This is a genomic window from Rothia sp. 27098_8_161, assembly GCF_041432905.1.
Lineage (GTDB): Bacteria > Actinomycetota > Actinomycetes > Actinomycetales > Micrococcaceae > Rothia.
This window is the reverse complement of the sequence record NZ_JAPWAL010000012.1, coordinates 43634-56606: the sequence shown is the minus strand read 5'-3', so window position 1 is coordinate 56606 and position 12973 is coordinate 43634. Positions and strand designations below refer to the sequence as shown.

The following is a 12973-nucleotide window of genomic DNA, read 5'->3' as shown; positions in this document are numbered from 1 at the left end:
ACTTCTGACTCTGGTCTAGGCCTTCCACCTCTATAACAGACATATGAACAAGCTGAAAGGGGCGGTACCCATCGCTTTGATGGGTACCGCCCCTTTCAATGTCTACCGGCCGTTTCAGAGGATAAATCGGGTTCTTAAATATCCTGCAGATCCCGCCCTACCTCTTTAGTTACTACAGAGCGGTAGTATCGTGGGCTACCGTGGGGTACGGACTATGCCTTGCGACGACGTGCTACAAGCACAGTTGCGCCAACGATCAGGGCAAGAACGCCAACTCCAGCTGCAACGACGACGCCCGAAGCACCGGTGTTAGCCAGTGAAGATTTCGAGGGGTTCGAAGAGGTGGAGCCGTTGCTGGAAGAGGTAACATTCTGCGACAAAGAGCCGGAGGTCTTCGGGGCGGTGCTGTCCTTCTTCTGCGCCTCGGACTTCAAAGAATCCGCGGGAGCCTTGGACTGATCATTAGCAGGCTGCTCCTTTGCCTGTTCCTTGGCATCTGCAGGTGCAGACGGAGCATCAGAGGGGTTGGTTACAGGTGCGTTGGCCGACTCGGATGCCTTCGGCTCCGATGCCTCAGGTGCAGGTACCTTATTTTCGGTGCTGAAGGTGTACTCTACAGCAACGCCGCCACGTGCGTTATCGTTCTCTGCCAGGGAACCGGAAAGCAGATAGATAGCAACGCTATCGCCGGTCTTCAGCTCTTCAGACAGGTTAGAGTTCGCTACAGTGGGGCGGTCGATGGTTGCGGTGAAGTTACCGTTTTCATCCGCCTTGATATAAGCCCAGATGCCTGCGCTATTGCCTTCAACACCTTCAAGCTTAGGCTCTTCCTTTGCAGAGATAGCGCCCTTGTTCAGCTTGACAGCGATAATGGAGCCCTTGCCATCCCGAGTCTTGAAGCCTTCACCGCGGAAGGTCAGCTTCTGGCCGTCCCAGGTCTTGGGGAAGTAGACCTTTGCGCCATCCTTGTACTCGTGCACAATCTCGTTGGATTCTGCACTTTCGGAGGGTGCCGGGGTACTCGGTTCGGGCTTAGCAGACTCGCTCGGAGCCGGAGTAGTCGGCTCGGGCTTAGCAGACTCGCTCGGAGCCGGAGTAGTCGGCTCAGGCTTAGCAGACTCACTCGGAGCCGGGGTGGGCTTGTTGCTATCAGGCAGACTCAGCTTAGTACCGACGGGATAAGTGGTAGTCACGCCAGAAGGAGCAGCGGCGACCTGGGTGGTTTCTGCCGGTGCGCAGGTCTCAGTGGTGTCTGCCTTCTTCTCTGCAACAGTTGCGGAGAGCGCTTCACCACCACGTGCGGTATCACCTTCAACCATGGAGCCGGAGAGCAGGAAGACCGATACCTTATCGCCGTTCTTCAGGTTTTCCGTCAGGTTGGAGTTCTCAGTGGTCGGGTACGGCAGTTCAGCAGTGAAGTTACCATTCTCATCTGCCTGAATGTACGCCCAGACACCCGCACTGTTGCCGTCAACGCCGTTGAACTTCGGCTCTTCCTTGGCAGAGATGCGGCCCTTGTTGAGCTTGACTGCAAGTACGGAGCCCTTTGAACCGTCCTGAATCTTGAAACCTTCACCACGCAGCTTCAGAGTTTCACCGGTGGTCCAGTCCTTCACAGCGTAGAGCTTAGCGCCGTCGGCGTAGGTCTTCACCAGTTCTTCAGAAGAAGTCTGCGCGGTAGGCTTCGCGGTAGTTTCAACGGTGGTGTTGATCTTCACCATAACGCCGGGAACGATCGGGGAATCTGCGTTGTCCTTGCCCTTGGGCTCCGTGCTAGAGGTGCGATATTCGCCGGTGGTCTTATCGATGGTGTAGTCGGTTTCTATAGCGGAAGTGCCTTCGATGCTGCGGGCTACAGCGTATGCGCTGCCATCTGCGGTGACCAGAACATCATTTGCACCGCTAGTTGCGCCGGTAGACACCTGAGAAACAACGGTACCAGTTCGTGCATCAATAACACCGACATTGCCGGTACCGTAATCGGTCACGTACAGCAGGTCACGGGCTTCATCGGAGGCGAGGGCGAGGGCCTGGGTACCGAAAGGAATGGTCTTCTTGTAGGCACCGGTTTCCAGGTCGTAGGTGGTGATACCGGAGTTAGTGCCCTTACGGTCACCCTGGGAGCTGACGTAAATTTCCTTCAGGGACTTGTCTACAGTGACGTCCGATGCGTTCAGAGCAGCTTCAGCATTTTCCTTGTGCAGCTGAATGGTCTTCTCGACCTCGTAGCTCTTGGTGTCAATCACCTTCACGGTGCCGGCGCTCAGGGAGGGCACGTAGAGCTTGCCATCGGCGGAGTCCACGTGCATGTTCATTGCGATGTCCGATTCTCCCTTGGCGTCGGTGAACTCAATCTTCTTGACCAGGGTGTGCGAGGTAGTATCGAAGACGCTAATGCCGCCAGAGCCAGATACAAAGACCTTGCCACTAGAGGGGTCGATGCGTACCTCACGCGGGTGATTGACGTCGCCTTCTGCGCTACTCCAAATAATCTTATTGGTCGCGGGATCGAAGATAGATACCTTGTTGACACGGGTCTGGGTCACCCATACGTATCCGGTTGCTTCGTCGTAGGCAATACCGTAGGGAGATTCGATCTGCTTACCGGTCGGTGCAGTAGCACCACGTCCAATAAAGTCCGCGGTCGGGAACTGGTAGACAGTAGAAAGGCTCGGGGTGGATGCAACGTTCCAGGTGCCGACGCCACCAGTCAGAATCGGCGGGCGTCCGGAAGAGAATGAAGTGTAGAGGGAGGAGGTTGCTGCCGAGTATGCCAGCTGGTACTGGCCGGGCAGACCCTGGTACTGGGTAGCGCTCACTGCAATGTGACGGCATTCCTCAGTAGAGGTCTGGGAGTTTCCGCCGGGAACGGATGCGGAAACGTTTGCCGCAAAGGTAGCGGGAACGGTAGCGAAAGAGCCTGCAACAACGGAAAGTGCGCCTGCAATGGCGAGCAGCTTACGTGAGGGCTTGGGCGAAGAAATCATGCTGATCCTCGATAATATGTAGTGGTACTTCTCCAAAGGTCGTGCAACCTCTGGAAGATGCAAAGCCACCCCACTGATTATTGGGCAAGGTTATGCTAAGCAACTATAAAGTTGATATTAAGTGCCTAGTTAGGTTATTTCAAGTGCTTTTCATCAGGTGTCATAGTTCCTAGACACCTTACTCCCGCATTATTCTTCATTTTTTCATCACAATTCCGTCTCCACATGCGCTTTCTTCTCTAGCAGCGTCTACGCATGGATTGCACCATCAAAACAAGAGAAAAATATTGCTCTCTCGTATGACGTATCAAGACATTTATGACAAACATTGTCTTAGCGTCTGTTATTAGCCCATGCCATAGGGCGCGCCCCACCACAGTTCTTCTCGCACGAAGGTTACGAAAAGAACCCCTCTCCTACCTAGGTAGGAGAGGGGTTCTTTTACTGCTCTAACAGAGAATCATGAAAAGGGCTTACTTAGCCTTCTCGATGATCTCCACGATACGCCAGCGCTTGGAAGCGGACAGCGGACGGGTCTCTGCAATCAGAACGAGGTCACCGATGCCAGCAGCGTTCTGCTCATCGTGTGCCTTGATCTTGGAGCTACGGCGAACGACCTTACCGTACAGTGCGTGCTTCACGTGATCCTCGACCTCGACGACAACGGTCTTGTCCATCTTGTCGGAGACAACGTAGCCGCGGCGGGTCTTGCGGTAGCCGCGCTCTTCGTTCTTTACTTCACTCACTTGGACTCACCTTCAGTTGCGGGACGAATACCGAGCTCGCGCTCACGCAGCACGGTGTAGATACGTGCGATGTCGCGCTTGATAGTGCGGCGACGACCTGCGTTAGCCTGACCGGTGACTTCCTGGAAGCGGATGTTGAAGAGTTCCTTCTTCGCTTCGCTCAGCTTTGCAGCCAGCTCTTCGTTGGAGAGCTCTGCGAGCTTATCGATGCTCAGGTCCTTGGATCCTACTGCCATCTCGCTTATTCACCACCTTCGCGGCGACGCACAACACGTGCCTTCATCGGGAGCTTGTGGATTGCAAGGCGCATTGCCTCGCGAGCCACTTCTTCGGACACACCGGAGAGTTCAAACATGACTCGACCCGGCTTGACATTTGCGACCCACCACTCGGGCGAACCCTTACCGGAACCCATACGGGTTTCAGCGGGCTTCTTGGTCAGCGGACGGTCGGGATAAATGTTGATCCAGACCTTACCGCCACGCTTAATGTGACGGGTCATTGCAATACGTGCAGCCTCAATCTGGCGGTTGGTCACGTATGCGGGCGACAGGGCCTGAATGCCCCACTCACCGAAGCTAACCTCGGTGCCGCCCTTTGCGAGACCATTACGCTTGGGGTGGTGCTGCTTGCGGTACTTTACTCGACGGGGAATAAGCATTTATGCCTCACCGTTCTCTGCAGTCTTGGCCTCGACCTTTGCCGAAGCGTTCTCGTTGCGGCGCTCGCGACGAGGACCACGGTTGCCCTGGCGGCGGCGGTCACCATCGCGGCGGTTGCCACGGCGGTTGTTTGCTGCCTGCTGAGCTGCCAGCTCCTTGTCGGTCAGGTCGCCCTTGTAGATCCAGACCTTCACGCCGATGCGACCGAAGGTGGTCTTAGCCTCGAAGAAGCCGTAGTCGATGTTCGCACGCAGGGTGTGCAGGGGCACACGGCCTTCGCGGTAGAACTCGGAACGGGACATTTCAGCGCCACCCAGACGGCCGGAGCACTGGATACGGATACCCTTTGCACCTGCACGCTGTGCGGACTGGATTGCCTTCTTCATGGCACGGCGGAATGCAACACGCGATGCGAGCTGCTCTGCGATGCTCTGTGCAACCAGCTGAGCGGAGAGGTCGGGGTTAGCAACCTCGAGGATGTTCAGCTGAATCTGCTTGTTGGTGAGCTTCTCGAGCTCGCCGCGGATGCGGTCTGCTTCTGCGCCACGTCGGCCAATCACGATACCGGGACGAGCGGTGTGGATGTCCACACGCACGCGGTCACGGGTGCGCTCAATCTCGACCTTTGCAACGCCTGCGCGATCCAGGTTCTTTGCCAGCAGCTCGCGGATCTTTACGTCCTCGCGGACGAAGTCAGCGTAACGCTCGCCGGGCTTATTGGAATCAGCGAACCACTTGGAGACGTGGTCAGTGGTGATGCCCAGTCGGAAACCGTTCGGGTGAATTTTCTGACCCATTTAGCGGCCCTCCTCCTTCTCCGGGGTAGCAACTACCACGGTGATGTGGCTGGTGCGCTTGTTGATTCGGTATGCGCGACCCTGAGCGCGGGGCTGAATGCGCTTCATGGTCGGGCCCTCGTTCACGAATGCTTCGCTGATGAACAGCTCTTCCTCGCGGAAGGGCAGACCCTGCTGGGTTGCCTTCTGACGAGCGTTAGCTACTGCCGAAGCAACGATCTTGTATACCGGCTCCGAAGCTGCCTGGGGGGCGAACTTCAGAATCGCCAGAGCCTCTTCCGCCTGCTTACCACGGATCAGGTTGACGACACGGCGGGCCTTCATAGGCGTAACGCGAACGAAACGCGCTGATGCCTTGGCTTCCATTGCCTATCTCTCTTTCGTCTATTGCCGAAAGGGAAACGTTAGCTTATCGGTGTGAACCGATTAGCGACGCTTGCCCTTACGGTCGTCCTTCACGTGGCTGCGGAAAGTGCGGGTCGGAGCAAACTCACCGAGCTTGTGACCAACCATCGACTCGGTGATGAACACCGGCACGTGCTTGCGACCGTCGTACACTGCGATGGTGTGACCGAGCATGTCGGGGATAATCATCGAGCGACGCGACCAAGTCTTGATTACGTTCTTGGTGCCCTTCTCGTTCTGAGCTGCAACCTTCAGGTAGAGGTGCTGATCAACGAAAGGGCCCTTCTTCAAACTACGAGGCATGTTTCAGGCTCCTTAGCGCTTCTTGCCAGTACGACGGCGACGAACGATGAGCTTGTCGCTTTCCTTGTTGGGACGGCGGGTACGACCCTCGGGCTTACCGTTGGGGTTAACGGGGTGACGACCACCGGAGGTCTTACCCTCACCACCACCGTGCGGGTGGTCAACCGGGTTCATGACCACACCACGGACGGTCGGGCGGATGCCCTTCCAGCGGTTACGGCCTGCCTTACCCCAGTTGATGTTGGACTGCTCAGCGTTGCCAACTTCACCAACGGTTGCGCGGCAACGAACATCCACGTTGCGGATTTCGCCGGAGGGCAGACGGAGCTGACCGTACTTGCCTTCCTTAGCAACCAGCTGTACAGAAGCACCTGCGGAACGAGCCAGCTTTGCGCCGCCACCGGGACGGAGCTCGACACAGTGAATCACGGTACCAACGGGGATGTTGCGCAGGGGCAGGTTGTTACCGGGCTTGATGTCAGCTGCGGGGCCGGACTCGACGATGTCGCCCTGAGCGAGCTTGTTCGGAGCGATGATGTAGCGCTTGGAACCATCGAAGTAGTGCAGCAGCGCGATGCGAGCGGTACGGTTGGGATCGTACTCGATGTGTGCAACGCGTGCGTTAACGCCGTCCTTGTCGTGACGACGGAAGTCGATGAGACGGTACTGGCGCTTGTGGCCGCCACCCTTGTGACGGGTGGTGATGCGGCCGGTGTTGTTACGGCCGCCGGTCTTGTGAAGCGGACGAAGCAGGGACTTTTCCGGGGTGGAGCGGGTGATCTCGGAGAAATCAGCAACGCTCGAACCGCGGCGACCCGGGGTCGTCGGCTTGTACTTACGAATACCCATTTAGATATTTCTTCCTTCGTTAAAGTGGTCTCCGCGGGACTTATGCCTGCGGACCGCCGAAGATGTCGATGGTGCCTTCCTTGAGGGTCACAATCGCACGCTTGGTGTTCTTGCGAGCGCCCCAACCGAAACGGGTGCGCTTGCGCTTGCCCTGACGGTTGATGGTGTTGACGGAAGCAACCTTGACGTCAAAGATCTTCTCGATGGCCTGCTTGATTTCCAGCTTGTTGGAATCGGTTGCGACCTCGAAGGTGTACTTACCTTCGTCGAGCTGACCGTAGCTCTTCTCGGAAACGACGGGAGCGAGGATCACGTCGTATACAGACTTGGTGGAAACGCTCATTACTTAGCGCCCTCCTTCTTCTGAGCTGCAGCAACGAATGCGTCGAATGCTGCCTTGGTGAAGACCACGTCGTCTGAAACCAGCACATCGTAGGTGTTGAGCTGATCTGCGTACAGAACGTGGACGTTCTCCAGGTTACGTGCGGACAGAGCCACAACGTCCTCTGCACGAGCAATCACAAGAAGGATGTTCTTGCGCTCGGTGATAGCTGCGAATGCAGCCTTTGCAGCCTTGGTCGAGGGGGTTTCACCGGAGATGAAGTTCTCGACAACGTGGACGCGGTCGTGACGAGCGCGATCGGAGAGAGCACCGCGCAGTGCAGCGGCAATCATCTTCTTGGGGGTGCGCTGTGCGTAGTTACGCGGGGTCGGACCGTGAACAACGCCACCGCCGGTCATGTGCGGTGCGCGGATGGAGCCCTGACGTGCGTTACCGGTACCCTTCTGCTTGAAGGGCTTACGGCCTGCACCGGAAACCTCGCCGCGGTTCTTGGTCTTGTGGGTGCCCTGGCGTGCAGCAGCGAGCTGTGCAACGACAACCTGGTGCAGCAGGGGCACGGATGCCTGCGCGTCGAAAATCTCTGCGGGCAGGTCTACCTTAAGGGTCTTAACAGCCATGATGTATTAGGCTCCCTTCACAGCGGTACGAACCAGAACAACGCCGCCCTTGGGACCGGGGATCGCGCCCTTGATCAGCAGGACATTGTTCTCTGCGTCCACACCCTGGATAGTCAGGTTCAAGGTAGTGTGACGTGCTGCGCCCATACGGCCAGCCATGCGCATACCCTTGAACACGCGTGCGGGGTAGGATGCGCCACCGATGGAACCGGGCTTACGGTGGTTCTTGTGCTGACCGTGAGACGCGCCAACACCCTTGAAGCCGTGACGCTTCATAACACCTGCGAAGCCCTTACCCTTGGTCTTACCAACGACGTCGACCTTCTGGCCTGCTTCGAAGAGCTCAACGGTCAGTTCCTGACCGAGGGAATACTCAGAAGCATCTGCGGTACGCAGCTCGACGATGTGGCGACGGGGGGTAACACCGGCCTTCTCGAAGTGACCAGCCAGGGGCTTGGTAACCTTGCGAGAGTCGATTGCACCGAAACCAATCTGAACAGCTTCGTAGCCGTCAGTTTCCTGGTTACGGATCTGGGTAACAACGTTAGAATCAGCCTTAACGACGGTGACGGGCACAAACTTGCCGTCCTCGTCCCAGACCTGGGTCATGCCGAGCTTGGTGCCCAACAGGCCCTTCACCTGGCGCTCGAATTTATTAGTCATTAGATGCGATCCTCTACAGCTTGATCTCGATGTTTACGTCTGCCGGCAGGTCGAGACGCATGAGGGCATCAACAGCCTTGGGGGTCGGATCAACAACGTCGATCAGACGCTTGTGCGTACGCATCTCGAAGTGCTCGCGGCTGTCCTTGTACTTGTGGGGAGAACGGATAACACAGTAAACGTTCTTCTCGGTCGGCAGCGGCACGGGGCCAACTACAGTTGCGCCTGCGCCCTTTACCGTTTCGACGATTTTCCGTGCCGAAGAATCGATGACCTCGTGGTCATAGGACTTCAGACGGATGCGGATTTTCTGTCCCGCCATCTGTCGGACTCTCTTTCTTGATGTATTCCCTGTATCGGAGCTTTTGCCCCTTTGTTATAGCGCTTAAGGAACGCGATATATTCATCACGTGCGCCACTCAGAACGGACTGAATCCGGCTTTGCCGGGTTCCTCACCCCGCCTGAGTACCGACCCCCGAACTCGGGCGTGTCGCCTATTTTCTAGACAGACTCATCCCGTCATCCTTCGGACCGGGTCATACGTGGGCCTACCTTTAGTGCAGGTAGACGCTTTGACAACGTCGTCAATTCTCTCAGAGATAGAGCGCTTGCGCAATACAAACACGAGTTAAGTGCTTAAGAACACTTAACTATCTCTATCAGCCGGGGGGGGTGCCCCCCCCCGATGTAGCTCTCAGGGAGCTTTCAATCTATTTTCAGTAAGTTCCATGCGCTTTATTGCCCGCAATAAAGGTTTTAGTGCTGAAAGCTCTCGTATTGTAGAAGTATCACTACAGCCTAAGGAGAAACTATGTCTCAGCCGACACAACCTCATCAGGCGCCCTCTAGCTCTCACTCATCAACCCAGAGCCCTCAGCATGTTCAGCAACCGGCTCTTGGTACGCATACTCCCTCTACGGTAGCGGGCGTATATTCTCAGCCTCCTGTACAACGACGCCGAGTCAATGAAGACATCTTCCTCAATATTGTTCTGTACATTGGCTCGCTCTTGCTTATAGGTGCCGCTGGTCTTTTCGTCACCTCGGTTACCTCTTCTAAGGATGAGACTGCTATTGTCCGCGTCGTCGCATTGGGTCTCGGAGCCGTCCTCTTCTATTCTGCCGGTCTGCTCACCTACCGTTTCGTTGAGCGTTTACGTATCGCCTCCTACTCTTTTGCAGCGACCGGTCTGGCGTTTATCCCTCTGACCGGTATCGCCGTCTATGTCCTTGAGATTTGGACAGAGGGACGTTACATCTGGTTTCTCACCTCCCTAGTTGGCACAGCCGCCATTGTGGGAGCCTGTACTCTCATGCGCAACCGCGTGATGGCGTACCTGCTGATTTCGTTTATCGTTTCGGACTCTCTGTCAGCAACAAAAGTCGCCTACCTGCCTTTTGTCTGGTATTTCGTCTCGTTGACCGTTGTTGCCACCGTACTGGGACTGATTTTGCACTTTGCGCCGAACGCTGCGCCGAAGGGCATCCGCGAAGGTCTCGTTGATTCTTCTCGTATTTTCGTTCCGGCTACGGCCATCGCTATTTTCTTCTTCACTAACGATCTGAGCTACACGGACGCGGGTATTGCTTTTGCGCTTATGTCTGTGCACGCCATTCTGTTCACCTGGCTGAACGGTACAGCGGATAACTACGCTCAGGCTCGTATCTACCCCATTGCTTCAGTCCTGTGCTTCGTTCTGGATTTGAATCACGGCCCATGGTTCCCGAGTATTTTCTTTGTTTCAGTTCTGCTTGTGAACATAATTTCCGTATACGCTTTTGTCCCGCGTTTGCAGCAGAACATTGGTGAGATGGTTGACTCTCACGAGTATTATGTCGCTCCGAATCAGCAGATGCCCCCTATTCCCTGGGCTCAGGATGCTCTTCAGCCTCGTACTGGCAAGAAGGCATGGCTACCTGCCGTTGACGCGTGCATCGGTGTTTTCTTCTCCTTCTTGACGGTCCTGGATGCATTCTACGCAACTTATGCGACTCACAGCTCGGCACATGTAACACGCTGGAGCACTTTCCTTCCCTATGCAGAAGGCCAGCAGGGGCTCTTCCCCGCTCCCTGGGTTATTGGCGTCCTGTGCATTGTGAGTTTCTTGCTCTACCGCAAGGCAGTTCAGCCTCTGGTGCTCATGATTTTTGCGGCAGTCATTCCTGTGATTGCCATGTATCTCTCCCCCAATAGTCAGGGCACCTTCTATCTCTTCTTTGCCGCTGCTATTGTTATCTACCTGCTCAGTGCTAAAGCCCCTGAGATGCGAACTGCTGGAGCTGTGCTCAGCAATATTGGTTATGCCATCGGCATGATTCAGCTCTTCCTTGCTCTCATTCCCGAGATGCAAACTTCTGAATCGCCTCTGATGTTTGCTATGGTCTGCTCAGCTATCGCGCTACTGACCTTTGCGTTCTCTCAGAATGGGGCAGCGCAGAATGCGAGCTACCGACTCAATGAGATGGCGGCATACCTCATCTTGGGCGTCTTCGCGTTGTTTGCAGGATATAGCATCAGCATTATTGACGGTGCCGTACATGACCGCTTCCGGATCATTTTCTCCCTGTTCGCTGGAGCCGTTCTTTTCGTCAGCACTCTGAGCGCTCTTCTGCTGGGTCGGGCCCTGCAACTTCCGGATATTGTTGGTTCTGTCCGCTCCACCGTGGTCAGCGCCGTGCGTATCGCGCTCTACACAGCCCTCGCCATCGCTATGATTGGCTCTCGACACTATCTGCTCTTCGGTCCGCAGAAAGAATATGTTGCAGTAGCTTTGCCTGCCGTTCTGACGGTCATTTACGTGGCACTTGGCCTTTTCATTGCTGCAGGTTCTTCGGTCCGTTCCGAGCTACTCACTATTGCTCGTTTCCCCATCTGCTGGTCTGTTGTTCTGCTCGCCATCAGCGGCAACGTGAAGGATTCTATAGTCAACTTCCTGTTCATTGTTCTGCTGGTTGGTCAAGCTCTGTGTAGCGTACTGCTCTACGCACGTTCCAAGCGAATCTACGAGGCGTACGCAGCAGCGAGCTTCTTCACCCTTGGCGCTGTACTGAGCGCAGTCCACACTATGGCAGATATTGATCAGCTTCTGCTTTCAGTAGCTACTCCGGCTCTCCTGATTGTTCTCTGGGCGGTGGCAATCTTCTTCAAGGCGCCTTACATGCAGATTGGCGCTTCCATCAGCGTTACCATTTTCTGCATTGGCTCCCTGTGGAATCTCTTCCACGCTAAGAAGAGCATCATGGAAGTCACTCTTCTGGGGTACTACACGCTCTTTGCCGTTATTATCCTTTTCGTTCTGAAGGTGATGCTCCCGGTCGAGGTCTCTGGTGCAAAGGCTACTATTCGCCCGTACATCTCTGTCCCGGCCGGTAATAGGACGCTTAAGCTGCCGATGCACGGTCCGCTCGGTTCGCCCTATCCGCGTTTTACGCCGCGCCGCTCCCTGGCCCAAGCGATCTACGCTCCGGTCAATACGTTGCTGATGATTCCGGCGCTGTGCGTGTTGGGATTCATGACGTTCTTCGGCTTGATTTTCGATTACGAGCAGGTGGAGCTCAACGCCCTTCTTTGGGGTTTGTTTGCTCTATCCTTCGTATCGGTCTCTAAGCCTAAGAGTCTGCCAGCTATTGGCACTGTTGCGTTCAGCCTTTTCATTGCCCGTCTGGTCCTTGATTACTTAGACTACAACCCGCTGAGTGTGATTCTTGAGGTTATTCTTCTGGCGCTCCTGGCGTTCACCGCTGCGAAGGTCCTCAGCAACCTCATTGTAAAGAAGCCGTTGGATACGCAGGTATCGGACGCTCCCTTGTACTGGGCTTTGGGTCTGCAGGTATTCCTCACCCTGGTAACGTGGGCAGTTCCTGCTGACGGTCCGGATATCGTGGTCCTGGTACTCGGTATCGCGTTGACTCTTCTGAGCGCTCTGCTGCTCGACCGAGTCTGGACCTATATTGCGGCCGCCCTGGTCACCCTCGACCTAGCGATTTTGCTCACCGGTCTGAACCCGCTCACCCTGTTCATCATCTCTATTCTGCTCATCGCAGGCGTTATCTGGCGTCTGCTGGCTCGACAGAATAAGCAGGATGCTGTCGCATCCCAGCAAGGTCCCGCTCAGGTTGTTGGCTACCCCCAGGAGCCCCAGACTGAAGGTACCTACCCTCAGAACCAGGTGGCTAACGCTCAGGTGCAGCAACGCCAGGTTTCTCCGCAGGGCTACCAGCCTCGTGACGAAGAAAATATCTAGCCTGCTGCAGATATAGGCTATGCTACTGCAGCATTCTGTAGTAGGACTACCTATGTCCCTTCCGAGGGGGCAGTCATTCGAATTGCGGTTCCCAGCCTTCGGGCTGGGAACCGTTTTTCTTTACTCTCAAGCAACCAGCTTTAGTTTTTCTCCGCACCAAGAAATAAGCTTTTGTTCTTCGCTCCTCAGATCCTCTATCTTCACCCTCTCCGTTTGTGCTCGGCAAGAGCGCTTGCATGGTTCCTGAGTGTCACTTATAGGGGGATAGTATTCTTTGCGCGTAGGGCCCTGTGAGGCTTCGCAGTAGGAGGAAAATAAGAAGATTCGGTACGGCTTGTAACTGCAGCCTCGGCGTCG

General features: G+C 55.6%; 13 protein-coding genes. 1 reads left to right on the top strand and 12 read right to left on the bottom strand.

What is annotated here, in order from left to right; all coding sequences use genetic code 11:
* Nucleotides 1–212: 212 nt before the first annotated feature.
* From O3648_RS05635 to rpsJ, 12 genes are all read right to left on the bottom strand, one after another.
* Entirely contained in the window at nucleotides 213–2987 is a 2775-nt protein-coding gene (locus tag O3648_RS05635) for an LPXTG cell wall anchor domain-containing protein (protein ID WP_371569001.1), read from the bottom strand.
* Nucleotides 2988–3460: 473 nt separating this feature from the next.
* On the bottom strand, nucleotides 3461–3733 hold the full coding sequence (gene rpsQ, locus O3648_RS05630; protein ID WP_005508401.1) for a 30S ribosomal protein S17: 273 nt from the start codon (nucleotides 3731–3733) through the stop codon (nucleotides 3461–3463).
* The gene (gene rpmC, locus O3648_RS05625; RefSeq protein ID WP_005504969.1) at nucleotides 3730–3969 is read right to left on the bottom strand and encodes a 50S ribosomal protein L29; all 240 of its coding nucleotides are present in this window, start codon (nucleotides 3967–3969) and stop codon (nucleotides 3730–3732) included. Before rpmC ends, rpsQ begins: the two co-directional genes overlap by 4 nt.
* Nucleotides 3970–3974: 5 nt before the next feature.
* On the bottom strand, nucleotides 3975–4394 hold the full coding sequence (rplP, locus tag O3648_RS05620; protein WP_044150210.1) for a 50S ribosomal protein L16: 420 nt from the start codon (nucleotides 4392–4394) through the stop codon (nucleotides 3975–3977).
* The gene (rpsC, locus tag O3648_RS05615; RefSeq protein WP_005504966.1) at nucleotides 4395–5192 is read right to left on the bottom strand and encodes a 30S ribosomal protein S3; all 798 of its coding nucleotides are present in this window, start codon (nucleotides 5190–5192) and stop codon (nucleotides 4395–4397) included. It abuts the gene before it with no gap.
* Entirely contained in the window at nucleotides 5193–5558 is a 366-nt protein-coding gene (rplV, locus tag O3648_RS05610) for a 50S ribosomal protein L22 (RefSeq protein ID WP_279741282.1), read from the bottom strand. It lies immediately after the preceding gene.
* 60 nt (nucleotides 5559–5618) lie between these two features.
* A complete protein-coding gene (rpsS, locus tag O3648_RS05605; protein WP_004005282.1) occupies nucleotides 5619–5900 on the bottom strand; it encodes a 30S ribosomal protein S19 in 282 nt (93 codons plus the stop codon).
* A gap of 12 nt (nucleotides 5901–5912) precedes the next feature.
* Nucleotides 5913–6749: a 50S ribosomal protein L2 gene (rplB, locus tag O3648_RS05600; RefSeq protein ID WP_005504961.1), complete on the bottom strand. Its 837-nt coding sequence runs from the start codon at nucleotides 6747–6749 to the stop codon at nucleotides 5913–5915.
* Nucleotides 6750–6789: 40 nt separating this feature from the next.
* Nucleotides 6790–7092, bottom strand: coding sequence for a 50S ribosomal protein L23 (rplW, locus tag O3648_RS05595; protein WP_279741285.1), 303 nt, complete (start codon nucleotides 7090–7092; stop codon nucleotides 6790–6792).
* A complete protein-coding gene (gene rplD / locus O3648_RS05590) occupies nucleotides 7092–7709 on the bottom strand; it encodes a 50S ribosomal protein L4 (RefSeq protein ID WP_005504957.1) in 618 nt (205 codons plus the stop codon). Before rplD ends, rplW begins: the two co-directional genes overlap by 1 nt.
* A gap of 6 nt (nucleotides 7710–7715) precedes the next feature.
* Nucleotides 7716–8372 carry a 50S ribosomal protein L3 gene (gene rplC / locus O3648_RS05585; protein ID WP_005504955.1) on the bottom strand — a complete coding sequence of 219 codons (657 nt, stop codon included), beginning with the start codon at nucleotides 8370–8372 and terminating at the stop codon, nucleotides 7716–7718.
* A 13-nt stretch (nucleotides 8373–8385) separates the two neighbouring features.
* Nucleotides 8386–8694, bottom strand: coding sequence for a 30S ribosomal protein S10 (gene rpsJ / locus O3648_RS05580; RefSeq protein WP_004005287.1), 309 nt, complete (start codon nucleotides 8692–8694; stop codon nucleotides 8386–8388).
* Between the two features lie 490 nt (nucleotides 8695–9184).
* On the opposite strand from rpsJ, the gene O3648_RS05575 reads away from it, so the two are divergent.
* Nucleotides 9185–12616, top strand: a complete 3432-nt coding sequence (locus O3648_RS05575) for a Fe2+/Zn2+ uptake regulation protein (protein WP_371568997.1) — start codon at nucleotides 9185–9187, stop codon at nucleotides 12614–12616.
* Nucleotides 12617–12973 lie beyond the last annotated feature (357 nt).

What these genes read in the sequence shown, in the direction of transcription:
- O3648_RS05635 (WP_371569001.1), bottom strand. Translation starts at nt 2,987, where the DNA reads ATGATTTCTTCGCCCAAGCCCTCACGTAAGCTGCTCGCCATTGCAGGC.
- rpmC (WP_005504969.1), bottom strand. Translation starts at nt 3,969, where the DNA reads ATGGCAGTAGGATCCAAGGACCTGAGCATCGATAAGCTCGCAGAGCTC.
- rplP (WP_044150210.1), bottom strand. Translation starts at nt 4,394, where the DNA reads ATGCTTATTCCCCGTCGAGTAAAGTACCGCAAGCAGCACCACCCCAAG.
- rpsC (WP_005504966.1), bottom strand. Translation starts at nt 5,192, where the DNA reads ATGGGTCAGAAAATTCACCCGAACGGTTTCCGACTGGGCATCACCACT.
- rplV (WP_279741282.1), bottom strand. Translation starts at nt 5,558, where the DNA reads ATGGAAGCCAAGGCATCAGCGCGTTTCGTTCGCGTTACGCCTATGAAG.
- rpsS (WP_004005282.1), bottom strand. Translation starts at nt 5,900, where the DNA reads ATGCCTCGTAGTTTGAAGAAGGGCCCTTTCGTTGATCAGCACCTCTAC.
- rplB (WP_005504961.1), bottom strand. Translation starts at nt 6,749, where the DNA reads ATGGGTATTCGTAAGTACAAGCCGACGACCCCGGGTCGCCGCGGTTCG.
- rplW (WP_279741285.1), bottom strand. Translation starts at nt 7,092, where the DNA reads ATGAGCGTTTCCACCAAGTCTGTATACGACGTGATCCTCGCTCCCGTC.
- rplD (WP_005504957.1), bottom strand. Translation starts at nt 7,709, where the DNA reads ATGGCTGTTAAGACCCTTAAGGTAGACCTGCCCGCAGAGATTTTCGAC.
- rplC (WP_005504955.1), bottom strand. Translation starts at nt 8,372, where the DNA reads ATGACTAATAAATTCGAGCGCCAGGTGAAGGGCCTGTTGGGCACCAAG.
- rpsJ (WP_004005287.1), bottom strand. Translation starts at nt 8,694, where the DNA reads ATGGCGGGACAGAAAATCCGCATCCGTCTGAAGTCCTATGACCACGAG.
- O3648_RS05575 (WP_371568997.1), top strand. Translation starts at nt 9,185, where the DNA reads ATGTCTCAGCCGACACAACCTCATCAGGCGCCCTCTAGCTCTCACTCA.